The following is a 25,874-nucleotide window of genomic DNA, read 5'->3' on the forward strand; positions in this document are numbered from 1 at the left end:
CATGCGTCCCAAGAACCCGTCGCTTGAACAATTGCGGGCCATTTGCCAGCCACCTGAGGTTCGCGCTCGACGAAACGCCGAGCATTGGACAGCAGAGCTCTACCTCCGGCATATTTCGATCTATCTGACGGCAGTACTGGTTCGCACTCGAATCAGCGCCAACGGTGTCACGGGGCTGATGATCCTTGCCGGTTGGCTGATGTCGTTTGCCCTGCTGATCCCGGGTATTTGGGGACCGCTCTTGGCCGTTGTGCTTTCCCAGATGCAGCTCTTCTTTGACTGTAGCGATGGTGAAGTCGCAAGGTGGCGGGGGACCCAGTCGCCGAGGGGCATCTTCATCGACATGGTGGGCCACCACACCACCGAAGCCCTCATCCCGATAGCCCTCGGGTATCGGGTGTTCCGTGAGCTGCAGATGCAGGGCACGGATGCCACACAAGCCTGGCCGACTTTGTTTGTGGCCGCCCTGCTCTCGGTTCTTCTGGTACTGAACCGCTCACAGAGCCTCATGGTTCATGCTGCACGCAGCATGGCCGGATTGGGCAAGCTGCCGGACACCGCAGAGGCGCGGTCCGTATCGTCCGCGAGCCTCGTGGGCAAGTTACGTTCCGCGGCCCGATTCCTTCCATTCCACAAGATGCTCCATGCCGTGGAACTGAGTCTTTTGATTCTGCTCATGTCGATAGTCTCGCTGGTGGTAGGGACCCCAAGCATCGCTGAAAAGTGGATGATCTGGATCCTGCTTCCGGCAGTGTTTTTCGTCAACATCGGCCACTTCGTTGCAAGTATGGCCTCATCCAGGTTGCGGTGATCCACGAATGAAGCAGACTCGGGACCTGCCCACCGTTGGCGTTGTCGTCTTGACCATGGGGAATAGGCCAGCTGAGTTGGAGCGGGCACTGAAAAGCCTCCTTGACCAACGAAACGTCGCCCTTGACGTGGTGGTCGTTGGAAACGGCTGGGATCCGGCTGGGCTGCCTGAAGGCGTGCGTGGCCACTTCCTAGAATCCAATATAGGAATCCCTGCGGGACGCAACGCGGGTGTGCCGTGCGTGTCGGGGGAATTCTTGTGTTTCCTCGACGACGATTCATGGTTCCTGGATGATGATTTCCTGGAAGAAGCCGTCTCCCGTTTCACCCAGCACCCCAGGATGGGTCTGCTTCAGCCTCGAATCACTGACCCGGAACGCACGGACGACCCGACACGATGGATTCCACGACTAAACAAACGCACCGCTATGGATTCCAGCAAGGTGTTCCATGTTGGTGAAACATGTTTGGTCATGCCACGGGCGGTCTTTGACCAAACCGGGGGATGGGCAGGCGGTTTTTGGTACGCACACGAGGGTATCGAACTTGCCTGGCGTGTCTGGGACACCGGACACCATGTTTGGTATGCCGGTGACATGCGTATCGGACACCCCGTCATCGATCCGCGCCGGCACGAAGAGTTCTATAGACTCAATGCCCGAAACAGGGTCTGGTTGGCCCGTCGGAACCTCAGATGGCCTTTTACCTGGGCCTATGTCACCAGTTGGGGACTTCTGGAGTGCCTTCGACTTCGAAGTGAACCCGGTGCCGTCCGCCAGTATGTGAGTGGCTGGCTGGCCGGCTGGAGAGATAGCCCCTGGTATGCCTCACACAGGCCTAAACTCAAGTGGTCGACTCATCTACGGATGATGTTGGCCGGGCGTCCGCCCATTATTTGAATCCTAGTAATCCAGGCACTTACAACGTGCCGGAACAAAGTCATTGGAGCGCTTCATGGCAAAGACAGTACTGACATACGGTACATTCGATCTGTTCCACATTGGGCACTTGAATATTCTCAAGCGCCTCAAAGAAAGTGGCGATCGACTCATCGTTGGTGTTTCAACGGATGAATTCAATGCCGTAAAGGGTAAGAAGCCGATTGTTCCCTTTGAACAACGAATTGAGATTGTGCGTGCCATAAAGTACGTCGATGAGGCAATCCCGGAAAACAACTGGGACCAGAAGCGTTTGGATATCGCCAAATACGACGTTGATGTTTTCGGGATCGGTGAAGACTGGCAAGGCAAATTTGATGACCTAGGCGACAAAGTCGAAGTCATCTACTTGCCGCGCACCTCCGGCATCTCGACGACGGAGCTGAAGCGAGTATTGAGCGCGTTTGACGAACGGCATGTCGCCAAACTCAAGGACACTTTGGACAGCTTGAGCCAAATAGTGAAGGAACTGAGCTGAGTTAGCCGGCCGTGTCTTCGATTGCCAGTTTTGCTGCTCGAATGAATCGTTCGGTTCCAGTTCCGAGCGATTCTGAACCAAAAACACGGTCACGTAAGACTAATTGACTTGGCGGAATTGGTGCAGCGGCTACTTCAACAACGAGATCTGCAATTCTTCCAGTATTCTCCGGCCCAATGTGCCTGAGTGCTTCGACGGTCCTTTGAGTGGAGGTACTAGTCGCCGACTGCAGGCGCATTGCTTCGCTCATGGACAACAGGATCGGCTTGTTAAGGCCTACTGCATCCATCGTCATTGCCGAGTTATCGCCGATGACCACGTCACTGTTGAACATTGCTGCCGTTGCATCGGTGGTACGGTCTGTGCGATGTCCTGCGACTGGATCTAGTGCAGATGCCTTGCTTATCCTGTTCTCGAGGTGGTTGAGCGCTTTGCGCGTTTCTTTTGACCAGGTTCCGGATTTTGGATGTGGCCTGAATACGACCGTGAATCGTGTGTCATTGAGCAGTTCTTCAATGATTGCGGCGCCCATGCTTGGTAGAGAGCCATACGCCATATGCCGGCTGTCACCTTCCCAAGTTGGTGCGTACAGAACTTCAATTCGCGAAGCGTTCCGTTGGGCGGGGTTACTCGGCTGGTTATCCAATTGGGGGCGCCCAATCGTATATAGGCGGTCCGCATTAAATCGTCTAATTGCAGACTTAATTCTTTCCACCGCTGCATCTCCAGCCACGAATGCAAAGTCATATGCCTTTAGTTGATTTGAAACCATTGAGACCTTGTCGCTTTCCCCATGGTTCAGGTGAATGTGCGTGGGTGATGTGATGCGAAGGGCTGTGAAATTTGCTTGGGAGTTATTGACGTAGAAAACGCCGCGAACCTCACGTTCAAGCACAAAATTTTCGTATGATTCCATTGACCGGGTCAGGAATATAGGCAACCTGGTTTGCATAGCCAGTTCCCGCGCAACAAAGGGATCGGCGACCACGAATCCAACCGTCTGCTCACTGCTGGAGAGTGATTCCAACGGCTTGATCCATTGAGTGACCTGGTAGATCTGCTCGAGCGGATCGGCGAAAAAGACTACGAAATCGCATGTTTCGCCGAATGGTGGATTCGTCTTGTTTAAGTTGCGTCTAATGGATGATTCGTGAATGGCACCATTCAGCTTATGAACCGTCTTTGTAGCTATACGCATGAGTTTAGAAAAGTAGTGCACTGTCACAGACTAGTCTGATTGGTGAGAAATGCCATCGTGGCACATGCCACCATACGCATCAATGTTCACTAGACTTGTAAGGCGGACGTGCAGAGCAGGTCCGAATAGTCACGAATTGAAATACAAGGAGCGAATTGGATGTCACGATGGAAGGGAAACTTGGCGCGCCTTGTACCTGACTGGAAGTGGCGACTACTCGTTGACCTGACCAACGGGCGGACGCAAACGTCTCATCTATCGCTTGATGAAATCAAATCCCGCGAATTTGCCCGATATCACCATGTTCTGGCCAAATCGACTGCGCAAGTCTTCGAGCGGGATTTAGGCGCCTACATCTCACCCGCCGATTCGAAAACGCTCAGGATGCAACTCGAGGCCATGGGAGCCATCGTTGTCGCCATAGATCGTCAAGCAGTTTCGCCAAACATAATAGCTACGTGGGCCGTGGCATCGAAGGAATTGGTCGGCCGTCGTCGCGACCTTGCCGAAGCGTTCGGCGTAAGGCTGTTTGAAACGCATGACGGACTCAAACCGCTTCAACCAAATGTTTTGGACTTTGTCGATCCAATCGACGTGGTTTACACGTGGGTCGATGGAACAGATCCGGAATGGATTGCCAAACGCGATCGCCATGTGGATTCCAAGGAAGGGAGCGTTCTTCCAACTGCGGCATCAGACGCCCGATTTGTGTCGAACGACGAATTGCGTTTCTCGCTTCGTTCCGTCGAAGCCTTTTTGCCCTGGGTTAGCCACATCTATCTCGTGACTGCTGGCCAGAGGCCGGAATGGCTTGTTGCGGACCATCCGAAGCTGACGGTGGTTAGTCACGAAGAGATTTTCCAGGATCCTCAGAACCTCCCGACCTTTAATTCGCATGCAATCGAATCGCAGCTTCATCATATCGAGGGCCTTTCAGAGCATTTTCTGTATATGAACGACGATTTTTTCTTCGGAAAATCCATGCATCAAAATACTTTCTATTCAGCGCAAGGATTTCCTGTTTTTTCCACTTCTGAACGTAGTTATAAGACTGATATTAAAAACAATCTACCGATTAATCTTGCGGCAAAAAATAATGCAAAGCTGATTGAGGAAACTTTTGGACTTAGGGCTACGCTAAAGTTCAAACACGTTGCACATCCGCAGCGCAGGTCTCTTTTGTCAACTATTGAACGCAACCACCCAGAGCAAGTGGCTCAGACTGCGGCCGCCAAATTCAGGAGCTCGTCAGATTTGTCGATTCCGTCATCTCTTGCGCACTATTATGGATCTGTCCTAGGCAGCGCCATAGGCAAGGATGTCTCGTATTCCTACGTTGATTTGGGAGCAAAGAACGCCCAGATGAATCTTGTGAAACTATGTTGGGGTGAACGTCCTCAGATGTTCTGCCTGAACCAAGTCTCAGGCACGAAAGAAGATCTCATGCGGCAGAACGCGGCACTGGAGCATTTCTTGGAGTACGCGTTCCCGTGGAAGTCTTCCTTCGAAGTCTAAAGCCGGCCCATGTGCCCCTGTGGGTGCAGACACGGTACAGAAATTCCAGAGTGTGCGTTCGCAAGGTCGGACTATGGAGATTGGTACCGATGTGATTCTGTGTTCAGTGCCAAGCCGCTACTCACTGTTCCTAGGTCCATAGCGGACGCCTGCAGCAGGCTGAATGTGCTCACGTAATTCGACGGCGACTTCTGCATCGAGACTTGCCTGAAGACTGCGTGGGCCAGTTGGTTCTTTGACACGCCAGACGCCCGCTTTCGGCTTTGGTAGCGATTCTGACCGGTGGATGGTCAGCGCCCCGGAGATCCCGCGACTCAGCCTCGGTTTGTTCAGCGAAGCGCTTTCGAATACAGCTGGCCGGGGGCTTTCATGAGTGACCCGGCGTGGGCCCGTCTAACAGACGAAGAATTGTTCTGAGATGACAGAACGGTGGAACCCATGGCCAACCTCTCTGATGCAGGTGAGCGCAACTTCTACGCATTATGGATGCGGAGTTTTTCGGCAGACATTGCGACCGTGCCGGTTCGGTTAGTCCTCGGCCTTCATGCAGCGCTCGCGACCTTACGCGGTGACGAGATACAAACTGTTGGCGCCCGCCAAAGTGACATGGAACTGCCCTGTTCGTTGCTCGCGTAGGTTGTGGATCCGGCTTTGGTGTCGGGTAAATTCTTTCGCCGTTCCTACGGCACGGGAATGTCTGGGCCCAAAGCGGCGATGGTGACAACCGAGTCTCGAGTTGTGCGTGCGCCCGATTTCCGGAGGAGCTCTGCGCCGCAGATCCTTCCCTCTCGAACAAAATGTCGTGGCGCTTCTGGTGGTTCCGGTGCCCGTTGCGGAGATTCTCGCAATCACCCCAAGCACGGGGGAGTTCGTATCAGCGTTTCCCCTGCCAGTGCCTGGAACGCAATTGAACTGATGGATCGACGCCAGGCACTGCTCGGAAAGCTACACTGGACCCGAATGCGGGACCGCGCCAGAATGAGTGTGAAACGGACGCTGCTGAGTCGCATCCTGTATCTGGGCGCCGACATCTTGCGTACGGCGCCCCGGAAACACTGCTGGACGGCTACGTCCTCGTATTCCTGGCCGGCGCCCCACGCTGGTTTCTAGATGTCCGACACCGTGTCCGGGATAGCTTCGAGGAGCGGATCGACGTTCTGAAAACCAATAACCTCCGGAGGATGCCCTTCGCTGGCTTCGACACGACTCGAGCTCGGGTGGAGGATTGCCGCTCCGTCGATAAACCAAATTTTCTGGATCTAGTTGGCTGCCTTCCAAAACGACCATGGGGTGGGGCCGTGTCGTGAATGGTTGGCTATAGCGACCCTTCATTGCCACCAGCAGGAGTCTGCACCATTATCCACTTCACCGACGTCCTCAATCGTGCCGGTGGACCGGCCGCGCATCCATCTGATGGGAGACATCGCAGAGTTGGCGGACAAGGTCTGAAATCAGGCAGTGGCAACGTACTGAGGGTCGCTGCGGCCATGACCAGCAAACTTCTAACCCAACACGGCGGGCCAACGGGAACCGAAGCAGAACCCGCGACGAAAGGTTATTTCGCCATGCCCACCAATATGAGGGCAACCGCGCGCCCACGAACACTCCGCAGAGGTGCCCAGCTCCGGGGACTTATGAAAGAATTCGGGCTGGTGTCCTCCAAAGAAGAAATATGCATGGATAGATGCAGGCGTTGCCAGAAACGGCGGCTGCGGAATCCATGGAACCCGACGTTGCTTCGGCTTCCAGCCAGCTCGAAGTATCCTGTTGCATCAACCTAACCGCTGCCCGGCCCTCAGGTTGATGCTTCGGGTGGGCTAATATTGATTGCTGGTGGTGTGCAATATTGGGCGTGCCGTTTTCCGAATCAGCAAGTGCAATTCAAGGAGCAGGCTAAGGTTTGATCGTCAAAATAAAGGACCTAAAGCGAATCCTTCGGCGTCTTGAATCAAAAGTCGGCCGAGATCTCTCAAATGCTTCCGAGGCTGGTGCAACACTCTTGCGGGGACAACCTGCAAATGTGATCGGCTTGGTTTATCCAGATGGGAAATCGGTCAACGTACTGGTTGAAAAAGGGGAGAATTTCAGAGCCCTTGACTTGGTGGCCGTCGGACTTTCTCCCACCTCTTTTGTGATCCAGCTTGAAGTGGTGGCTGAAACAAGCACTTGGATTCAGTTCTATGGCAAGATCCCCGAGGGAACGGAAGAGTTCGAGTTCAAGGCCAAGCGCGGCCAAAGATATGTTCCGGTGACAGACGGCACCGCCGGCGCGTTGGGCCCGGGGCATCTCCACGGCTACAGGTCGTGGAAGCGGGGAGCACATTGGTTAGCGGAGTTCCGTAGCCAAAAAATTATTTTTGTTTTGAAACCAGACGTAAATCCAGTTTCAGTTCTTGGTGTTTCGACTGGACTGGGTCAAATCTCATTGAAATTGGGATATTCGACCGCTCAAGAGACGTCATTGCCAAATATTACTCTCCGCGCAAGAAAACATGGCAAAGAGATTGTGGTGCCCGTCCGCAGTGATGCAGGTCAAGGACTATGCATTATTGACGGAGCTTCGGTAGCTGAGTCTGTCCGTGGATTTCCGGTTGGTAAGTTCACGTGGGATCTCTTTGCCAACGGTGAGAGGCTGCAGATCGGGCAAACCGACATCGTCAACCCGCGAGCCGTCTACAGGTTCGGCTGGATTATTGCACCGTCAGGTACTCACTGTGTCAAGCTTCGCCCGTACTGGACGTTGGACAGGAAACTGTCTCTTGAGATGAAACTAACAGCAGACCTCTCCGCGTTGAGAATCCAGTAACTTAGAAATGAAACAAATGAAAATCTCTTTCTTTTTGACTACCGTTGACAGTGCCGCAGGTACCGAACGTGCGATTATCAGCCAGGCCAACAGCCTCGTCGAATCGGGTGCTCAGGTCGACATACATAGCGTGTATCGAACTACAGGTGCGCCAGGTTTCCCGCTCAATGAGAACGTCGCCGTACGGTATTGGATCGACGGTGAATCGCTGAGGGATATCAGCGGTTCTGGGGATGCAGCTGAAACGGCGGAATACGCGACCAAGCCCTCTCGCTTGATTCCACGCGAGTGGGACGACCAATTCAGTTTGCTCACTGATGTGGTTGCAGGCCGGATCATTCCAACCATTGACTCGGACATCATCGTCACGACTACGCCTGCGCTGGGTTTGTTGGCTGGAAGCCTTGCAAAGCAACGGACGGTTGTAGTAGCCCAAGAACACCGCGCAACCATGCGCAGAGGTCCGGGGTTCACACCCCTGGAACGAGCCGCGGCCCATATCGACTGCATCGTATCGTTGACCGACGCCAGCAAAGATTGGCTATCGGAGAAGGTGGCCAATTCTGGAGTTCGGCTTGAAACGATTCCGAACTTTCTACCCGACATTTTCCGGCCACAAAGCACAACTGATGAGAAGGTTGTTTTTGCTGCCGGACGGTTCGCCGGGGGCAAGCAGTTTTCACATCTGATAGATGCATTTAGCAGAATCAGCGATCAACACCCCGACTGGATCCTGAGAATTTATGGTCAGGGGCCACTCGAAGATGCTCTGAAGAACCAAGCGGTACGGCTTAACGTCGCGCACGCCGTTCAGATTATGGCGCCTGTGAAGAATCTCGAGCTCGAATGGCCAAAGGGAAGTATCTTGGCACTCACCTCGCGTTCTGAAGGGTTGCCCCTGGTCATTATGGAAGCTGCTGGAGCCGGAATACCAACGATTTCGTACGATTGCCTGACCGGACCGGCCGAACTAATCGATGACGGCAAATCGGGTATCTTGGTACCGCCAAATGATGTTGCATCCCTGGCTTTGGCCTTGGACAAGCTGATGAGTGACGCCCCGTTGCGGTTCGAAATGGGGCAAGCAGCGAAAGCAGCAATTGGTATTTACTCTCCTTCGAGGATTGGGGCCCAGTGGAACCGCCTCTATTCGGAACTCATGGATGAAGCCAACCGCTTGCCGGTTCGAGCCGAACGCAATGCAGAGAGGTTCGCTAGTGCGCTGAATACGGTGCAAGAGAGTGCCAACGCAGAATCATCGGACGAACTCCCTGTAGTCAAGTCGACGAGCAAAACCCCGCCCCCCAAGATTCTTGACATTTCGGAGCTTGGTTACGGCGAGATTCTCCGCAAGAACCGCAGCCTCCTTGACCAAATCATGAAGGCTGCGAACGCAAGATCTCGTTCCGTCGAAGGCAACCATGCCAATCGCCACGTTGTTGCCGTGCCCGAGGATGATCGGCTCGCAGTGATTGATCAACTGAGCCAAATATCTGACCCTGCAATCGCTGTTGAACTCTTCATGGATTCAACTCGCCTTACTTCAGGGACCTGGCACCCGGCCGAAGAATCGGTTCCAGCCGCACTTGGCGAGGCAAACGTAGTCCGCTTTTACGGGCGCTATACAGATGCGCATGCCTTGGTGCACTTAGGTGCGGAGTCCTCAGTCGATATCGAGTTTTGGACTAGCGACGAGGAGACTGGCCACTACATTGCACCTCGGCACAACCGCGTTGTCGATTCAATGGAACAAGCCGACTTTGGGCCTCATGGCCAAGAAGGAGCGGCCATCGAGAATGTTTGGTCGAGCATCGATTTTCCGATTGACGTCGTCTACACATGGGTGGATGGCAACGACGCTGCATGGATGGAAAAGAAGGCTTCGTACCTGCCTGTCAGCAATGAAGCCCACGACCAAGCAACCAGCGCTGCTCGTTTTACGAATCGTGATGAACTTCGCTACTCCATTCGCAGCGTGCGGCGGTTTGCGCCATGGGTGCGAAACATCTTCCTGGTGACCGATGACCAGGTTCCCGCTTGGCTCGCCGCCGAGTCTGATATCAAGGTTGTTTCGCACAGCGAGATATTCCCGGATAAGTCCTGCCTGCCAACTTTCAATAGCCACGCAATCGAAACTTCGCTGCACAGGATCCTAGGTCTCGCCGAGCATTTTCTCTACTTCAATGACGACACCGTCATGCTGCGTCTTCAATCACCGGAAACTTACTTCACGCCGAACGGGCTGGCAAAGTTCTTCCCTTCGCCGGTGAAGATTAACTACCTTTCCGGCCAAGACGAACCACACATCGCCGCGGCCAAGAACAACCGGGCCATCATTCGTGAACGGTTCGGCGTGGAAATTTCGCAGTCGATGCTGCACACCCCGCACCCGCACAGGAAATCGGTGCTGGCCCAAATTGAGCATGAGCAGCGGGATGTTGTTGAAGCAACCCGAAGCCACAGATTCAGGCATGCTGAGGATGTTTCCTTCCTGTCGTCGCTCGGCCAGTATTACGGTTTCTGCCTCGAAAGATACGTCCAAGGATCAATTCGATACACGTACGTTGGTCTAGGGCGTCCAGGAACTGCAGCACAACTGGCGGCTCTGGTGACGTCGGCGCGCCTGGACGTTGCAACGTTCGGAGAATCCAATAGTGGTTATGAAAATCCTGAGGAAACGGATTGCCAGATCCGACAGTTCTTCGAAACCAAGTTTTCGATGCCTTCGCATGATGAATCGGTCGATCTGGCGCAGGACAGCTAGAACAACCATTCACCATACTCATAACCATGATTGGCTTAATTTGCCAGTGGAAATCTAGTTAGGAAAGTTTTTTGAGCCTCCGAAATACAGCATTCAAAATGAAACAACGTGTCGCTCGGGCGGCTACCTCCCATATGATTGCGAGCCGTCCTGGCGTTGTTTCTGACGGGTTCGTTAAGGTCGGCACGCGTCTCAGCCCGGTTCTCGCACGCTCTAGCGATTCCCTGCGTTTGCCTGACCTGCGTGACGCTTCGGCCGCAACGGTGGCGGCCGTCATGGATACTGCAAATATCGGTTATTGGTCGCTTGCCAGCGAGAGCAACGCGGCTACCGTTTACGGAATTGAAGCCCGTGATGCCGAGCGCCTTATTGCGGTACTCGCGCGTGAAGACGCACTTCAGCATTGGTACTCCAAGAGGATCGCTCCGAACGGCAGTACGTTGGCGGCGGTCTACCGTGTCGGCGATGGCAAAATGGGTGCGTCATGGTCGGGGTTCAGCCTCTACGAGGTTGCCGTCCATGAGAAGCACCATTCATTCGGCTCGGATGGACGTCAAGGCGTCCGTATCCAATTTTGGGAAACGGATGAGGATAGGCAACGACTGGTATCCCGTGTATTGAACGGACGTGTCACTGAGCTTCCCGATCTGAAAACCGATCGTGGAGCCTTTGAGAAGGCCCTGCAAGAGGCCAACCGTCCGCTCGCCGACCAGGTAGATTTCCCGATTGACGCGGTGTATACGTGGGTCGACGGAACGGATGAAGAGTGGCAGCGGCTCAAGGCGGCGGCCCAGACCGATCAGACGGGGGAGTCCCTCATCCAGGATGCAATGGCGGCAGCACGCTTTGCCGACCATGACGAGTTGCGGTACAGTCTGCGGTCCATCGAGCAATACGCGCCGTGGATTCGAAAGATTTGGATTGTCACCAACGGGCAAGCGCCGGCCTGGCTAGACACTGAGAACCCGAAAATCCAGGTGGTCTCGCACGAAGAAATTTGGCCGACTCCCGAGGGGCTGCCAAACTTCAACTCGCACGCCATTGAGGCTTGCTTGCACCGGATCAAGGGCCTTGCGGAGCACTACCTCTACTTCAATGACGACATGATTCTGGGTCGTCCGGTGAGCCCTAGTCGTTTCTTCCACGGGAACGGTGTCAGCAAGTACTTCTACTCGCGCGCGCTGGTTGATTTTTGCGATATCAGCGAAGAGGACAACGCCTCGACCATCGCGGCAAAGAACGCCCGCGAGGCCATGCTTGTGCAGGGCAGCCACACTGCATCGCGCAAGTTCTTTCACACGCCGTCACCGTTGCGGCGCAGCGTGACCGAGCGCCTTGAAAAGACCTACCCTGAGCTGTTTGCCGTTACCAGGCGGGCGCAATTCCGCGAACAGACGGACGTTGCCGTTGCTGGCTCCTTCTACTTCAATGTCGCCGGGGCCATGGGAACGGCTGTTCCGGCCCGAATCGGATATGACTACATTGACCCGGCCATCGAAGACGGGCGCCGGCGAATGCTTCGTGTCATAGCGAAGCATGACAAGGACACGATCTGCGTCAATGACGGCTCGACCGATGAAACGGACGAGCAGCGGATCGAAACAGATGCATTCATTCGTAAGAGTCTGGAAGAATTCCTGCCCGTGGCATCACGGTTCGAAAAAACAAGCTAGCGGTTTCAACGCCCATCCCGATACGGTTTGGAGAGCTGTTTCACGCGGGGCTCCATCGTTTCGGTTTGGTCTGCTTGGGCCTGTCGGGTTAAGATGTAATGTCCGTCTATGTTCTACAGGAGTCATTATCAGCGAAAAGCGTTCAGATCGTTCGTCGTCACGCGACATCGATCGCAGTTCGCCCTTGGTTTTTCTAACCAAGGATCTCGGGCGCAGCCCGGGAAACATGACGACCCTTGAAGAGGTGGTCGTTGCACCCGCGGAAGTGGGTGTTGCACTCATCGGTGTTCGTGAAGGATCAGAAATTGATCTGGATCTGAGATTTGAAGCCGTGCACGAGGGCATTCTGGTGTCCGGTACAGCAACTGTTGAAATCAATGGTGAATGTGGCCGGTGCTTGGAAGCCATCGCGTATGACTTCGATGCCGACATACAAGAACTTTTCTACTACGAGGGCTTACACGAGTTCGACGAAGATGAAGAGTTGGACCAGTACCAGGTTGTAGATGATCGTATTGATCTCGAACCTGTGCTCCGGAATGCAGTGGTGACCGCGCTGCCATTCCAACCGGTGTGCCGGGAAGACTGTGCAGGGCTTTGCTCCGAATGTGGAAAAAGCCTGAATGAGGATCCTGCGCATCACCATGAGGTCTTGGATCCTCGTTGGGCAGCGCTTGCCGGGCTGACCGACATCGTCGCAGAGGACGCGACACAGAGTACACATTCAGTCGAGAGAGAAGAGAAGTAGCCGTGGCTGTTCCTAAGAGGAAGATGTCCCGCTCAAACACTCGCGCCCGTCGCGCCCAGTGGAAGGCAACCGCGCCTACCCTGGTGAAGACCATGGAAAATGGTCGCGTCACCTACAGCCTGCCGCACCAGGCCAAGGTTGTAACGGATTCCGCAGGCACCGAGCTGTTCCTTGAATACAAGGGTCGCAAGGTCGCAGACGCGTAAGTCTGTCTGATGCCTTCAACAGAAGAGCTTTTGAAGCGTCTCGGGGTCAATATTGACCCCGAGACGCTTCGTCTTGCCCTCACACACCGCTCATACGCCTACGAACACGGCGGAATTCCCACCAACGAACGGCTTGAATTTCTGGGTGACTCGGTGCTCGGCTTTGCCGTGACCGACCATCTCTACAACAACTATCCAGATTTGCCCGAGGGCGATCTGGCTAAACGTCGTTCAGCAGTGGTGAGCACCCGCGCACTCGCCGGCATTGCCCGCTCGCTCGGCGTAGGCGAATTCATCCTGCTTGGACAGGGTGAGAAGCTCACAAACGGCAAGGACAAATCTTCGATCCTTGCTGACACCATGGAATCACTGATTGGTGCAACGTTCCTCAACCATGGCATCGAAGTAGCACGCCAAATGGTCATGCGTCATATCGGTCCGTTGCTCCAGGACGTTGAAGTCCTGGGTGCCGGCACCGACTGGAAAACCGCCATCCAAGAGATTGCGGCTGCCCGGAAACTCGGTGCCATCGAATACCGGGTTACCGGTTCCGGACCGGACCATGCACGTTCCTATGTTGCCGTTCTCCACATCGGCGGGAAACCGTATGGTGAAGGCAAAGGACCTTCCAAAAAGGAAGCCGAGCAAGAATCGGCAGCTGTTTCATGGAAAATGGTTCAGCCGGAAAACAGCAAGGCCAACTAACCATGCCCGAACTACCTGAAGTAGAGGTGGTTCGGCGTGGTCTGGTCGACTGGGTCGTAGGCCGCAACGTCGAATCGGTCCAGGTCCTGGATCTCCGTTCGATTCGAAGGCACCACGACGGCCGTAGCGACTTCGAGAAGAAACTGGCCGATACAACCATTAGCGCCGCCGTGCGCCGCGGGAAATTCCTTTGGATGCTCCTTGACGGACCACGCAGGCCGACTGCACTGGTTGGGCATCTCGGCATGAGCGGCCAACTCCTGGTGGAAGAAGCCGCAGCGCCGGATGAAAAGCACCTGAAAGTACGCTTGAGTCTCACGCCGGATGCAGCCAAGCCGCGGGAATTGCGTTTCATTGACCAAAGAATCTTTGGTGGAATGTTCCTCTCGCCGCTAGTCCCCACGTTGGACCATATGCCTGGTGGCCTTGGCTCCGACATTGACTGGATCCCCGAGGCAGCATCGCACATCGCCCGGGACGTACTCGATACGGCATCGACCCCCGAAAGCCTGTATTTGGCGTTGCGCAAACGCAATACGCAGCTCAAGCGGGCCATCCTTGACCAGGAAGTCATCTCGGGCGTCGGAAACATCTACGCGGATGAAGCGCTCTGGGCTGCCAAATTGCACGGCTTACGATCAACCGCAACGATTCGACGTCCGGACGTGCAACGCCTGCACGAGGCCCTTGTGGATGTAATGAGCCGTGCGCTCGATGCAGGTGGAACCAGCTTCGACGCACTCTATGTAAACGTCAACGGAGCCTCGGGGTACTTCGACAGATCCCTAAACGCCTATGGGCGTGAAGGGAAGTCCTGCCACCGTTGCGAAGCCGCGGGGATACTTTCGATAATTCGACGTGACGCCTTCATGGGGCGGTCGTCCTACACCTGCCCCCGCTGTCAACGCAAGCCGCGCTAAAACAGCTAACCCGTTTCTTGAACCCGGTTATCGGGCGCGAAGTTCGGCAACAACCTGGTCATTGAACGGAGCCCACGCTTCGACGGCCCACGGTCCAAACGGCTTGTCAGTCAATGTTACGCACGCCGTTTCCAAGGCGGGGTCCACCCAGAGGAACGTTCCGGCTTGCCCGAAATGTCCAAAAGTCTCAGGGGAATTCAGGGAGCCCGTCCAGTGCGGCGACTTCTCCGAACGTATCTCCATGCCCAACCCCCACGCGTTGTTCTTTTGCCGGCCATAGCCGGGCAGGATTCCCGCCAACCCCGGGTACACCACATGGGTGGCCTCAAAATGGGTTTCCGGGGCCAAAAGGGTCGGAGCCTGCAGTTCCGCGGCAAACTTCACCAGATCGGCCGCCGTGGAAACGCCGTCGGCCGCGGCGCTGCCTTCCACGCTGGTCGAAGCCATGCCCAAGGGGTGCAGGACGGCTTCGGCAAGGTAATCGGGGAAGGTCATATCGGTTGCGGCTTCCAGCGTCCCTGCCAAGACTTCAAAACCAACATTTGAGTAGAGGCGCCTTGTGCCGGGTGCGAACCGGACCGTCTTTTCGGCAAAATCGTAACCCGAGGTATGGGACAAGAGGTGCTTGACTGTCGAACCCTCGGGGCCCGCCGGGGTATCCAGATCGAAAGCCCCCTCCTCAATGGCGACCAAGAATGCATAGGAGCTGAGCAGCTTGGTCACGGATGCAAGGGCGTAACTGCGAGTTAGGTCACCGTGGGATCCGAGCACGGAGCCGTCTTTGGCCACAACAGCCGTCACGGCATGGGCCGACGGCCAAGAATTTATTGCCTTGAGGCTTTGCATGGAACTGTTTCTCCTTGGATCACACATAAAAATGCCCGTCTACCGGGTTGCCACTGCCTGGGGAATGGATGCTAGTCGATACTATAGAAGCTAACCCCCTAACCACTTTAGCTACCCAGAACGTAGGACTGCCTCACGTGCATTTGAAAACACTCACAGTACGTGGGTTCAAGTCGTTTGCCTCAGCAACGACTTTCGAATTTGAACCGGGCGTAACGGCAGTGGTTGGGCCCAACGGGTCGGGTAAGTCAAACGTTGTGGACGCGCTGGCCTGGGTCATGGGGGAGCAGGGAGCCAAGACCCTGCGCGGCGGCAAAATGGAAGATGTGATCTTTGCCGGCACCTCGGGCAGGGCTCCGCTGGGCCGTGCCCACGTATCCCTGACCATCGACAACGGCGACGGCGCGCTGCCCATCGATTACGCCGAAGTCACCATCTCGCGCACGCTCTTCCGCTCCGGCGGTTCGGAATACGCCATCAACGGCAACTCGTGCCGACTGCTGGATATCCAGGAACTCCTCTCCGATTCCGGGCTTGGGCGTGAAATGCACGTCATTGTGGGTCAGGGGCAACTCGACCGAATCCTGCATGCAACTCCCGAGGACCGTCGTGGATTCATCGAAGAAGCTGCGGGCGTGTTGAAGCACAGACGCCGTAGAGAGAAGACGGTACGAAAACTCGACGCCATGCAGGGCAACCTGAACCGTCTTGAGGACCTCACCGCAGAACTCCGGCGCCAACTCACGCCCCTGGGCAAGCAGGCCAAGATCGCCCGACGGGCGCAGACCGTGCAATTTGAGGTCCGTGACGCGAAGTCCAGGCTCATGGCCGATGACATGGTGGCCTTGCGAGGAGCCCTCGAAAAGGAACTGGCAGACGAGGCATCGCAACGTACCCGCCAGCATGATGCGAACCGGCGCTTGGAGCAATTGCGGGCCGAGCTGGCCCAGTTGGAGGCAGCAGCGGCCCACGCGACTCCCGAGCTCAACAGAGCACGGGACCTGTGGTTTGGTTTGACCTCGATGCGTGAGCGTTTCGGGTCCCTTGGTGCCATTGCGGCCGAGCGTTCCCGCCTATTGGGATCCGAAACCAACACGTTCGATCCCGGACGAGATCCGGAGCGGCTGGAAGCACAGGCGGAACGCTTGAACGGAGAGCTGGAAGAACTTGAGGAGAACCTCGAACTCCGACGTGAACTGCTCGAGGAGGCGCTCGAAGCCCGAGCTGATGCCGAGGACGCCGCGAACGCCGAACAACTACGGCTAACCCAGCAGCTGCGCGTCCTTGCCGACCGCCGTGAAGGCCTTGCCCGGCTGGCGGGGCAGGCTGCCGCAGCCCGCAGCCGTGTTGAGGGAACCGAAGGGGAGCTGGGGCGCCTCAGGGAGTCCCTGAACGGTTGGTCTGCCCGTCGCGAATCCAGCGCCACCGAGTTTACGGCCCTCGAGCAACAAGCTGCCACGGTCGAAGACGGCGAGGAAGACCTGGACACCGCATACGAGCACGCGGCCGACCGGCACGAATCCTTGGCCAAGAGCATGGAATCGTTGCGGATTCGGGAGCAAGACCTGGTTACTCGACAGGGGTCCCTCAATGGACGTTTGGAGGCCCTCAGGATGGGGGCCGTTCGCAAGGACGCCTCGGAAGACATCCTGGCGGGGGAGCACCACGGATTGCTGGGGCGCATGTCCCATTTCCTGAAGGTCGAAGCCGGTTTCGAGGCTGCCGTTTCGGCTGCGCTGGGACCGGCGGCCGAGGCGTTGGCGGTCCGCGAACGCGGCCATTCACTGGAGATCCTCAATGGGCTCAGGGAGTCCTCCGGCGGCCGGGTGCACCTGGTCACGGCCGGTCTCAGCCTCCCCGCCGGGAGTGTGAAAACGCCGTCGCTTGGCCGACCGGCAGTCGATGTCGTTTCGGCGCCCGAGTCCTTGGCAGGCACGCTCCTGCACCTTCTTGCCGACACCGTGATAGTTGCGGACCTGGCGGAAGCGCATGAACTCCTGGATTCCGACCCAGGCGTCTGCGCCGTCACGCGCGGGGGAGACGTGGTGACCCTGGGAACCGCCAGCGGCGGTACCGGCGCAGCACCCTCGCTGATCGAGCAGCATGCAGCAATCGCGGAAACCGAGGCAGGCCTCCGTGACGCCGAAGCCGCACTCGACACCTTGCGGCTGGAGAGCGCCGAACTGACGGCGAAGCTGTTGGAGGCCGAGGAAGCCGCGGAGCTGGCGCTTCACCGACTGCACGATTCGGACGCAAGGATTTCCGCCGTGGCCGAGCGCCTGGCGAGCTTGGGATCGTTGCTCCGACAGGGCCAGGAGGAACGCGAACGCCTCGTGCAACAGATCGCCGTTGCCCAAGAAAAGCTTGAGGTCGACCAAGAGCGGATGGACGAGCTCAACCATCGGCTGGCCATGGCGCAGGACGGAACCGACGAAACGGAACCGGAAAACGACCAGCGTCAGGAACTGGCTGCCGCGGCCGCGCAGAGCCGCCAGAAGGAACTCGACGCACGCTTGGCGCTGCGCAGCGCCGAGGAACGCGCAAACGGGCTGAAAGCCCGGGTCGATGCATTGGTGCGCACCGCCGAAACCGAGCGCAAGGCTCGACTGGAGGTCCAGCGCAGGGCCGAGATCCGCAAGCGGCAGGCAAATGTGGCACGCGGGGTCGGCGACCAGGTCCAGCGCGTCGTCTCGTTCCTGGAAGTCTCCCTGGAACTTGCGGACCGTGAGCACAAGCAACTGCAAGTGCGTCGCGAGGAACTCGAATCACGGCTGGGTGTGGTTCGAGCCGGTGCCGACAAGGTCGCCCTTGAGCTGGCCGAACTCACGAACTCCGTGCACCGGGATGAAATGGCGCGTGCCGAACAACAGCTGCGCATCGAAGCCCTGGACAACCGTTGCATCGAAGAACTGGGGATGACAAGCGACCATCTGATCGAGCACTTCGGCCCCCACATGTTGATTCCGCAAACCTTTGAATCCGGGGACAAATGGGCGGCCCTTCACCAGGAGGTCGACGGACTGGGCGTTCCCGTGCCGGTCGGCATCCCCTTTGACAGGGTCGACCAGGAGAAGCGCCTCAAGCAGGCCGAACGGGATTTGGCGACCCTGGGCCGGGTCAATCCGCTGGCGCTTGAGGAGTTCGCCGCGTTGGAAGAACGCCACAAGTTCCTCACGTCTCAACTTGAAGACCTGAAAAAAAGCCGCAAGGATCTGCAGGACATCATCAAGGACGTGGACGCACGGGTTGAACGGGTGTTCACCGAAGCCTACGAGGACACGGCCGTGCAGTTCGAGCGTGTCTTCGGGCGGCTCTTCCCGGGTGGCGAGGGGCGTCTGGTGCTCACCGACCCGGAAAACATGCTGACCACCGGAATCGAAATCGAGGCACGGCCCGCCGGCAAGAAGATCAAGCGGCTTTCCCTGTTGTCCGGCGGGGAACGCTCGCTGACGGCCGTTGCACTGCTGGTTGCCATCTTCAAGGCCCGACCGTCCCCGTTCTATGTCATGGACGAGGTCGAGGCGGCACTCGACGACACCAACCTCGGTCGGTTGATCACCATTTTCGAAGAGCTGCGCGAATCCAGCCAGCTGATTGTCATCACCCACCAGAAGCGAACCATGCAGGTTGCGGATGCGCTTTACGGCGTGACGATGCAAGGCGACGGCGTCTCAAAGGTGATCAGTCAGCGCATCGAGCGCGATCGCCCGTAGGGCCCCTGCCGTCTCCGCTCTGGAGTTACTTCCGAAATGTGGCCAAACGTACAGTGACTTCGAACGATGTTCACAGTCTGGTCGTCTAGTGTGGGCATTTGGTCTACGTTTGCGCCGGCGTCCTTGTCTGCGTGCTATCGAATTGGGGATGTTGAGTGGCTATACGAAAATTGATCTCAAGGGGCAAACGGGCAATAGCTCGATTGGTCCCGGTCGGCTCGGAGAAATCCGGTGGCGCCGGCATCAGCGTCAGCGTGATCATCCCGGTCTACAACACCGAGGTGTACCTCCGGGAGCTGCTCGATAGCCTCGTGGCGCAGGATCTTCCCGTTGAGCAATTTGAAGTCATCGCGGTAAACGACGGTTCCACCGATGCCAGCGGCGAAATACTGGACGAGTATGCGAACCGTTACCCTAATTTTCGGGTTTTACACCAGGAAAATAGCGGGTGGGCAGGCAAGCCCCGAAATGTTGCCCTCGACTTGGCCCAAGGTCAATATGTCTTTTTTGCCGACAGCGATGATGTGTTGGCGCCATCGGCCTTGCGACAAATGTCGGAGTTCGCCTCAGAACACAAGATCGACGTGGTATTTCCGAAGGTCGTGGGTATCGGCGGCCGGACGGTATCGAAGGGCCTGTACACGAAGACCAACCCATCGATCTCACCGTTGCTGGCCATCAACACCTTGACGCCGCAGAAGTTGATTTCGCGTGAATTGATTGAATCAAACCGGCTTCGCTTTCCGGAAGAGCCGGTCCGGCTTGAAGATGGAATGTTCATGGTTGCCTGCTACCTACTTGCGGAAAAAATCGGTGTCGCCGCAGACCAGGACCTCTACAGCCTGCGAGCCCGCGCCGACGGTTCCAACATCAGCAGCCAACCGTTGGATCCCTACACATACACCGCTTCAATCTCCAAGATCGCAGCGATCATTCGGGCCGAAGCAAAAGATGATGAACTGGCCCATGCCATGACGCTCACTCTGTGGTCGAACAAGGGGCTGAAAATCTATGCCCCTGCACGGTTCAAGCGCTATTCGGAAGAAGTCCAGAACAAATGGATGGATGCCCACTCCAATTTCGTGAATGAGTTCATTACTGATGAATCAGCCAGGAACCTCAGCGACATCCGCCACGGCAAGACGGAGTTCATCCGCAACCAGGACAAGCACGGCGTTCTCGGCATCATTGCCGTCCAAGAACAGCTGGAACAACGAGTGGTCATCGACAGCGCCCACTATGTAAATGGGGAACTGCAAATTTCAGGGACCCTGCATTCGTCCGGCATCGATTCGATTTGCATCTCCGCCAGAAATCGCGGAGGAGGTCCCTCAGTCTTGGCCGAGGCGACACTATCAGCCCGAAACGGCAAGTTCGATGGAACGCTTTCCGGCATTCCCGAAGGCGAAGAAATTATCGACTTCTTCTTGAAGCCTGCCGCGGGGGCCATCCAAGGTAGCGCAAGGCGGGCGCCGAGCGGAACGAGCCCCGCCTTCTCCACAAACGGAAGCCTGACGCCATACCGCACCAAGTACGGCAATTTTAGTCTTCAGCCCATCAGGGAATGACCAACAGGTAACTCGTCATAGGGTGCCAAAAGCGTTCGAGCAGGGCCGCCCCGTGGCGGTGCACCAGGCCTTGGCCTGGGCTACTGTCGCTTGTCAGTGACTGTCCTTTTCCGGACGGAGAGTTCTAGCCTTCCGAGGTGCGGGCGTTTTTGGGCTGCCCACGGTTTTCCCTCACCGGGAGCCACGCCAACACGCCAATCAGCCCAAGACCGCCGCTGATGGTGAAGGCCCAGCCGTATCCGGCTTGGTCCGCAACCAGGCCCGCCAGTATGGGGCCAATGATCGAACCAAAATCGGTGGCCATTTGGAAGGTTGCCAGCACCTTGCCGCCGTTGCGTCCCTGTCCCACCACGTCGGCGATGGCTGCCTGTTGGGCTGGGCCCATGAGGCCGGTACCAATGCCTGCCATAATTGACAGGACAATGAACAACGGGATGTTGTCCACCCACCCAATTGACGCAGTGGAAATCGACGCCACCGTCAACCCGATCAAGATCGGCAGGCGTCGGCCATGGGCGTCGGTGAACCTGCCCGCGACAAACAGTGCCGCGCCATTGCCCACGGCGAAGATCGCAAGGGCCAGACCCGCCAGAAGCGTTCCCTGCGTGGCGAACGCAGCAACGGCGAAAAGGGGGATCAAGGACATCCGGACCCCGAATGCCATCCATCCGTTGGTGAATCCAGACACCAGGGCAGCCTTGAATGTTGCGGCACCCCACGCTTCCGAAAGCGGGATGCGTTCAATGACAGGGGAGATTCCGGACGGCTCGCCCTCGGGTGCCTTGCGGGAATGCGAGAGCGAGAAGTAGACAATCGCTGCGGCCACGACGAGGGAACCGCCGTAGATGAAGAACGGGATCCTGAATCCCATGCCCGCCATCAGGGAACCTAGAACCGGCCCGGCGACGTTGCCCAGAAGGAACGCTCCCGAATAGAGTCCGGCGATCCTGCCGCGGATTTCCTTGGGGGACAATCGGGCAATCAACGCCATGGCCGAGACAGTGAACATGGTTGAACCAAGGCCGCCCATGCCGCGGAATACCAGTAGCTGGGTGTAATTCTGGGCAAAGCCACACAGGATCGTCGAGGCCGCGACGATCAGCACGCCCGTGACATAGACGGCGGGTTCTCCAAGCCGGTCCGTGAGTTTGCCGCTGACCGGCGCAAAAACGAGCCGGGTGAATGCGAAGATGCTCACGATGACGCTGGCGGCCGCGGCCCCGACATCGAAGCTCGTTGCAAACTGCGGGAGGATGGGGGCAATGAGGCCGAATCCCAGCGCAATGACAAAGGCGGCCGCGACCAGTACGCGGATTTCACGGGGGACGGACGGGCGCTGCTCGGGCGACGTTGGATCGGTCGATTCCGAGGAACTGGGCGTCGGGGCATTCGTAGACATAGGTCCCACCAGTTTAGTGTGTGAGAAGCTAGGACGGTGTCTGAACAACTAACTTTGATCATTGTCCTAGTCGCAGTGGTCGCCATCATCGGTATTGGTGCTGCATTCTTCCTTGTACGCGGTCGCAAGGCGCCCAAGGGAACGTACACCGGCCCGCGTGATGCCAACGACCCAGCGCCCACTCTCACCGCACCCGAAACGGCAGCGGAAGCCCCCGTTGCCACGGTGCCTTCCGCTGCGACCGAAGCGCCGGTCGACGTCGTCGTCGAGGAAGCTCCCGAAACGGTTGTCGTCCCGACGGAGGTCCCGGAGCCGGTCCAGGGGCGTCTTGCCCGCCTGCGTGCCCGTCTGGCCAAATCCAACAACGCCCTGGGCAAGGGCCTGCTGGCCCTGCTGAGCCAGGACAAGATCGACGAAGACGTCTGGGACGAGATCGAAGAGACGTTGCTCCTGGCCGATCTGGGCACGGAACCCACCCTCGAACTTGTCGACGCCCTGCGTGAGCGCGTCAAGGTGGAAGGAAGCCGCGACCCGCAGCGGGTCCACGACATGTTGCGCGAGGAACTCATCAAGCTGGTGGATCCTTCCATGGACCGCAGCTTCATTCCCACGCGTCACGCCGACCGCCCCAACGTGATCATGGTTGTAGGTGTCAACGGCGTGGGCAAGACCACCACCATTGGCAAGCTGGCCCGTGTCTTCGTTGCCGAGGACAAGGACGTCCTCCTTGGTGCAGCCGACACCTTCCGTGCCGCTGCCGCCGAACAGCTGGCCACCTGGGGCGACCGGGTGGGTGTCCCGACCGTGAAATCCGACATCGACGGTGCGGATCCAGCGTCTGTGGCTTTCGAGGCGGTTTCCGCAGGTATCGACCAGGAAGTCGACATCGTCATGATCGACACCGCCGGCCGCTTGCAGAACAAGGTTGGGCTGATGGACGAGCTCGGAAAGATCAAGCGGGTCATTGAAAAGAAAGCCAGCGTTGATGAGGTGCTGTTGGTCCTGGATGCCACCACCGGCCAGAACGGCCTGAACCAGGCCCGGGTCTTCTCCGAAGTCGTGAACGTCACCGGCATTGTCTTGACAAAGCTTGACGGCACCGCCAAGGGCGGCATCGTGGTGGCAATCCAGCGTCAGCTTGGTGTCCCGGTGAAGCTTGTGGGTCTGGGCGAGGGCCCGGATGATTTGGCGCCGTTTGATGCCGAAGCATTCGTGGACGCGTTGCTCGACTGAGCCGTCGGAATGGCAGGGTGCGGGTATTCCTCGATGGAGGGTACCCGCACTTTTTGCGTTTAAGGGGAATCGGGCACCGGGCATTCTTAGTGCCCGGTCCGGCGCGTACCATGAGGAGAATCCCGAACGCATGCGAATGGAGTGAAGCCCACGGTCACCGCTAGCTAGCCCGAAGGATGTTCCTGTTCAATGAAACATGTTGCCAAGACCGTCTCTCGAGGCGATATCCAGGGATTGCGCGCTATCGCCGTGGTGCTGGTTGTCGTCTACCACCTGTGGCCTGAAGCCCTCTCCGGCGGGTTCATCGGAGTGGACACCTTCTTCGTCATCTCCGGATTCCTTATCACCACGCATCTGGTGAAGAACCCCCCTGTCAGGGCGCGTGATGTCTGGGCATTCTGGATGCGAAGGGTAAAACGCCTCCTGCCCGCGGCCTTTTTCGTCCTGGCTGTCACCATGATCGGGATCAGGCTGCTTGCGCCCGACACCGTCTGGCGCGCTTGGGGAGGCCAGGTAGTGGCTGCCGCGTTCTATGTCGAGAATTGGGCCTTGGCGGCATCAAGCGTCGACTACCTGACCTCGGAGGACGCCCCGTCGGCTGTACAGCATTTTTGGTCACTCTCCGTCGAGGAACAATTCTATTTGTTTTGGCCGCTCATCCTCGGCGGGCTTTTCATCGCCGGGGCCGCGCTGGGAGCCAAGCGAGCGCTGATCCCTCGGTATGGCGTCTTGGGCTTCCTGCTGCTTTCACTTGCCTACTCGATCCATCTCACAGGCAACGAACCGGGCATCGCGTATTTTTCGACGCTGACCCGTGGATGGGAGTTCGCGGCGGGAGGGATTATCGCGTTGATCCCTCCGGCCACGGAACATTTTCGAAGTTCACACGTGGCCTCCGCCATGAGCTGGGCGGGATTGGCTGCGATTCTTTATGCTGCCACAGCCTATGACGAAACCACCCCGTTCCCCGGTTCAGCTGCCGCATTGCCGGTACTGGGCACGGCCGCGGTCATTTGGGCCCACACGGAAGCCAAAACTTCCCCCGCCCGATTGCTGGCATGGAAGACCTCGAGGTTCCTGGGGGACCACTCCTACTCGATCTATCTGTGGCACTGGCCGCTGATAGTGCTCATGCCTTTTGTCATCGGAACACTTCATTGGCCGCAAAAACTTGGTATCATCGCCGCGACAGTATTCATGGCCTTCCTTACCAAGGCGTTGATCGAAGACAATTTCCGCCGGACACTGGACCGTGCCAAGATCATGACCGGCGGCAGGTTTCTTTTGGTCGGGTCCCTCGGAATTGGCCTCATCAGCGGAGCCGTCGTGGGGACGGCGGCTCAGCGTGAGCAAACACCCGCCCAAGTGGCCAGCCAGGTCCTGGAAGCCAAGGACAACGTCGGAACTCAGTGTTTTGGCGCTGCATCAATGGTGAATGATTGTGTGGATAGCGGCGCCGGGCCCTTAGTCCCGGCGCCGACTGCAGCCAAGCAGGACAGGTCGGACGCATACGACGACAAATGCTGGTCCCAAGGAGAATTCGCCAGGCGTCCGGTCTGTACTTATGGGAATGGCAGGACGAAGGTTGCCCTGGTCGGGAATTCCCATGCGGGGCAATGGCTGCCCGCGCTCCAAGAGATCGCCAAGGAGCGGGACTGGACGATTTCCACGTTCTTGGCGTCTCGCTGCTCGCCAACCGATTCCGAGTTGGCCTTTGACTCCGACGCCAGCGCCGAGGGCTGTGTGGCTTTTGGGAAATGGGTTCTTGAGCGGACCTCGCATGGGCAGTTCGACGTGATTATCGCCGCGGCCCGGCAGTCTTTGCCCGTCCAAGGGGAAGACTTCGGGACAACGCGAGACAAAGCGATCACCGGGTACGAGTCGTATCTTCAAAAATGGACAACCGGTGGTACCCCGATTGTGGTGATTCGCGACAGCCCATACCCCGGGAACACCGTGCGAAACGTTCCCGATTGCATCGCCTCCAGCAGGAAGCCGCTGGTCGATTGCTCGGGAACGCCGAAATCGTGGCATTCAATGGACCCGTTGGCCGATGCTGCAGGGAGCTCGGCTAAGGGGCGTGCCTCGGTCGTCGACATGTCGGAGTTCTTTTGCCGGGACGACATCTGCCCGGCGATCATTGGCTCCGTCATTGCGTATATCGATGGGTCGCACCTGACCGCGACATACGTGAGGACGCTGATGCCGTATCTGGCCACGAAACTGGAAAAGGTGATTCGGGGACCCAGCCGATCCGTTGACCTCGGAGTCGCACCCGTAACATCCTCGCAATCCTCCCGACACTAGCCTTTTACGTCAACGGATTTTCCGTAACCACGGTGAAACAAGGTGCT

General features: G+C 57.4%; 19 protein-coding genes. 16 read left to right on the top strand and 3 right to left on the bottom strand.

Translation table 11 applies throughout. The annotated features are described in order from the left end of the window. Position 1: 1 nt before the first annotated feature. From JOF47_RS05505 to JOF47_RS05515, 3 genes are read left to right on the top strand one after another with little or no spacing between them, the layout of a single operon-like run. A complete protein-coding gene (locus tag JOF47_RS05505; RefSeq protein ID WP_210001422.1) occupies positions 2-811 on the top strand; it encodes a CDP-alcohol phosphatidyltransferase family protein in 810 nt (269 codons plus the stop codon). 55 nt (positions 812-866) lie between these two features. Then, positions 867-1,709, top strand: coding sequence for a glycosyltransferase (locus JOF47_RS05510; protein WP_245356572.1), 843 nt, complete (start codon positions 867-869; stop codon positions 1,707-1,709). Positions 1,710-1,764: 55 nt separating this feature from the next. Next, on the top strand, positions 1,765-2,226 hold the full coding sequence (locus JOF47_RS05515; RefSeq protein WP_209996465.1) for an FAD synthase family protein: 462 nt from the start codon (positions 1,765-1,767) through the stop codon (positions 2,224-2,226). Position 2,227: 1 nt separating this feature from the next. On the opposite strand, the gene JOF47_RS22285 is transcribed toward JOF47_RS05515, so the two are convergent. After that, the gene (locus tag JOF47_RS22285; protein WP_209996466.1) at positions 2,228-3,445 is read right to left on the bottom strand and encodes a CDP-glycerol glycerophosphotransferase family protein; all 1,218 of its coding nucleotides are present in this window, start codon (positions 3,443-3,445) and stop codon (positions 2,228-2,230) included. 138 nt (positions 3,446-3,583) lie between these two features. Between JOF47_RS22285 and JOF47_RS05525 the strand changes: the two genes are divergently transcribed. The 9 genes from JOF47_RS05525 (at position 3,584) to mutM (ending at position 14,761) form a co-directional block, all read left to right on the top strand. After that, on the top strand, positions 3,584-4,939 hold the full coding sequence (locus tag JOF47_RS05525) for a stealth family protein (protein WP_209996472.1): 1,356 nt from the start codon (positions 3,584-3,586) through the stop codon (positions 4,937-4,939). 438 nt (positions 4,940-5,377) lie between these two features. Continuing rightward, positions 5,378-5,575, top strand: a complete 198-nt coding sequence (locus JOF47_RS05530; RefSeq protein ID WP_209996473.1) for a hypothetical protein — start codon at positions 5,378-5,380, stop codon at positions 5,573-5,575. Between the two features lie 1,264 nt (positions 5,576-6,839). After that, positions 6,840-7,745, top strand: coding sequence for a hypothetical protein (locus JOF47_RS05535; protein ID WP_209996474.1), 906 nt, complete (start codon positions 6,840-6,842; stop codon positions 7,743-7,745). Positions 7,746-7,752: 7 nt separating this feature from the next. Next, positions 7,753-10,509 (top strand): stealth conserved region 3 domain-containing protein, encoded by a 2,757-nt coding sequence (locus tag JOF47_RS05540; RefSeq protein WP_209996475.1) that lies wholly within the window; start codon positions 7,753-7,755, stop codon positions 10,507-10,509. A 98-nt stretch (positions 10,510-10,607) separates the two neighbouring features. Beyond that, complete coding sequence (locus tag JOF47_RS05545; protein ID WP_209996476.1) at positions 10,608-12,182, top strand: Stealth CR1 domain-containing protein; 1,575 nt, start codon at positions 10,608-10,610, stop codon at positions 12,180-12,182. A 184-nt stretch (positions 12,183-12,366) separates the two neighbouring features. Beyond that, the gene (locus JOF47_RS05550) at positions 12,367-12,930 is read left to right on the top strand and encodes a YceD family protein (RefSeq protein ID WP_209996478.1); all 564 of its coding nucleotides are present in this window, start codon (positions 12,367-12,369) and stop codon (positions 12,928-12,930) included. A gap of 2 nt (positions 12,931-12,932) precedes the next feature. Continuing rightward, positions 12,933-13,136, top strand: a complete 204-nt coding sequence (gene rpmF, locus JOF47_RS05555) for a 50S ribosomal protein L32 (protein ID WP_007273166.1) — start codon at positions 12,933-12,935, stop codon at positions 13,134-13,136. Between the two features lie 9 nt (positions 13,137-13,145). Further along, a complete protein-coding gene (gene rnc / locus JOF47_RS05560; RefSeq protein ID WP_209996479.1) occupies positions 13,146-13,841 on the top strand; it encodes a ribonuclease III in 696 nt (231 codons plus the stop codon). A 2-nt stretch (positions 13,842-13,843) separates the two neighbouring features. Then, positions 13,844-14,761 (top strand): bifunctional DNA-formamidopyrimidine glycosylase/DNA-(apurinic or apyrimidinic site) lyase, encoded by a 918-nt coding sequence (mutM, locus tag JOF47_RS05565; RefSeq protein ID WP_209996480.1) that lies wholly within the window; start codon positions 13,844-13,846, stop codon positions 14,759-14,761. A gap of 27 nt (positions 14,762-14,788) precedes the next feature. Here the strand turns inward: mutM and JOF47_RS05570 are convergent, their stop codons facing one another. Next, positions 14,789-15,607, bottom strand: coding sequence for a serine hydrolase domain-containing protein (locus tag JOF47_RS05570; RefSeq protein ID WP_209996481.1), 819 nt, complete (start codon positions 15,605-15,607; stop codon positions 14,789-14,791). Between the two features lie 137 nt (positions 15,608-15,744). Here JOF47_RS05570 and smc point away from each other — a divergent pair, with 137 nt between their 5' ends. After that, positions 15,745-19,320, top strand: coding sequence for a chromosome segregation protein SMC (smc, locus tag JOF47_RS05575; protein ID WP_209996482.1), 3,576 nt, complete (start codon positions 15,745-15,747; stop codon positions 19,318-19,320). Positions 19,321-19,475: 155 nt separating this feature from the next. After that, positions 19,476-20,888: a glycosyltransferase family 2 protein gene (locus JOF47_RS05580; protein ID WP_209996483.1), complete on the top strand. Its 1,413-nt coding sequence runs from the start codon at positions 19,476-19,478 to the stop codon at positions 20,886-20,888. 124 nt (positions 20,889-21,012) lie between these two features. Here JOF47_RS05580 and JOF47_RS05585 read toward each other — a convergent pair whose 3' ends face one another. Then, positions 21,013-22,287, bottom strand: a complete 1,275-nt coding sequence (locus JOF47_RS05585; RefSeq protein ID WP_209996484.1) for an MFS transporter — start codon at positions 22,285-22,287, stop codon at positions 21,013-21,015. A gap of 36 nt (positions 22,288-22,323) precedes the next feature. Here JOF47_RS05585 and ftsY point away from each other — a divergent pair, with 36 nt between their 5' ends. Both ftsY and JOF47_RS05595 read left to right on the top strand, forming a co-directional pair. Continuing rightward, positions 22,324-23,520 (top strand): signal recognition particle-docking protein FtsY, encoded by a 1,197-nt coding sequence (gene ftsY, locus JOF47_RS05590; protein WP_209996485.1) that lies wholly within the window; start codon positions 22,324-22,326, stop codon positions 23,518-23,520. A 189-nt stretch (positions 23,521-23,709) separates the two neighbouring features. Then, a complete protein-coding gene (locus JOF47_RS05595) occupies positions 23,710-25,827 on the top strand; it encodes an acyltransferase family protein (RefSeq protein ID WP_209996488.1) in 2,118 nt (705 codons plus the stop codon). Positions 25,828-25,874: the final 47 nt, after the last annotated feature.

Origin of the sequence: Paeniglutamicibacter kerguelensis (genome assembly GCF_017876535.1) — a bacterium.
Taxonomy (GTDB): Bacteria; Actinomycetota; Actinomycetes; order Actinomycetales; family Micrococcaceae; genus Paeniglutamicibacter; species Paeniglutamicibacter kerguelensis.